Source organism: Kiritimatiellia bacterium (genome assembly GCA_028715905.1).
Lineage (GTDB): Bacteria > Verrucomicrobiota > Kiritimatiellia > JAAZAB01 > JAAZAB01 > JAQUQV01.
In genome coordinates this window covers 1-1,307 of sequence record JAQUQV010000133.1, presented here as the reverse complement: position 1 = coordinate 1,307, position 1,307 = coordinate 1, and the positions used below count along the sequence as shown (strand labels likewise).

At 58.8% G+C, this 1,307-nt stretch carries 1 protein-coding gene; it reads left to right on the top strand.

What is annotated here, in order from left to right:
• The coding region (locus PHP98_12180) for a glycosyl hydrolase (protein MDD5484386.1) at positions 1–1,307 on the top strand (1,307 nt) is incomplete at both ends.

The window sequence follows — 1,307 nt, the reverse complement described above, 5'->3', positions numbered from 1 at the left end:
TCCCGCCGGACGTGCTCTGCGCGGCAATCCGCGCTCCCGAAGGATGGAAACTGTTTTTCGCCGGCCAGACAATTCAAGAACTTCCCGGGGACTCCGTGTTCCGCGTTTATTACGCAAAAAAAATTGATGAACGGCCCGGCATGCCTCCATATGCGAACGTGCTGAGCCCGAAGGCGGTTGAAACATTCATCCGGATCACGCACGACCGGCTGGCCGAACATCTTGGGCGCTGGTTCGGCGGAACGATCCGCTTCGCCTTTACAGACGAGCCTTCCATGATTTATGCCAACTCCGACCAACTGACCTGGACCCCGGATTTCCGGGAGAAATTCCGGGAGTTGAAAGGATATGACATTCTCCCTTATCTCCCCTGTCTTTTTGAGCCGGCGGACGGCAAAAACGACGAGTTGCGCGCCCGGGTTGACTATTTTGACGCGCGCTCGCGATTATTTGTGGAGCGTTATCTGCTGCCCCTGCGCGACTGGTGCCGGCGGCACAACCTGCTTTCCGGCGGTCATTTTGGCGGGGACGACGACCCCAAGGGCAACGTCATTTACGGCTACGGGCATATTCTGCGTTCCCTGCGCGCGCTGGATCTGCCGGCCGTTGACGCCATCTGGCGCCAGTTGTTCCCGGACAAACGCAGTCATCATTTCGTCAAATACGCATCCTCGGTCGGGAGACAGATGCGGCAGCCGCTTGTCATGACCGAATCATATGCCGCATACGGCAGCGGGCTGACTCTGGCCGAGATGAAATGGGCGCTTGACCAGCAATATGCGCGCGGCGCCACCATGCTGGTCTGCTCCAATTACCCCTATTCCACCCGCGATCATTTCATGGTCGGCTGCCGGCCCCATTTCGGGAAATATCATCCGCTCTGGAAATATGTCAATGCCTTCCATCAATATGCCGCCCGCCTGGGATATCTTTTGTCCCGCGGCCGGCCGCTTTGCAAGACCGCCGTTTATTATGATGTGCGCAGTATCTGGGCCGGGGGCCGGACCGGCGAGCAGGCCGTTGAACGCCATGACCGCCTGGCGGAAACGCTTCTGCAAAGCCAATGTGAATTTGACTTTGTGGACGATGACATTCTGGCCGGAGAAGGCGGCCGGATGGAAAACGGCTGTTTGGTGGTCGGGCCCATGCGATACGAAAAACTGCTCGTGCCGGCCACCGACTGGATGGACGAAAAAGCCCTGGCCGGCGCGGCCGAATTTGTCCGGAAAGGCGGAACATTGATTGTCCTGGACGGCGCGCTCGCCGCGAACGGCGGAACTGTGGAGTTGCCTGACGATCTGACTGCC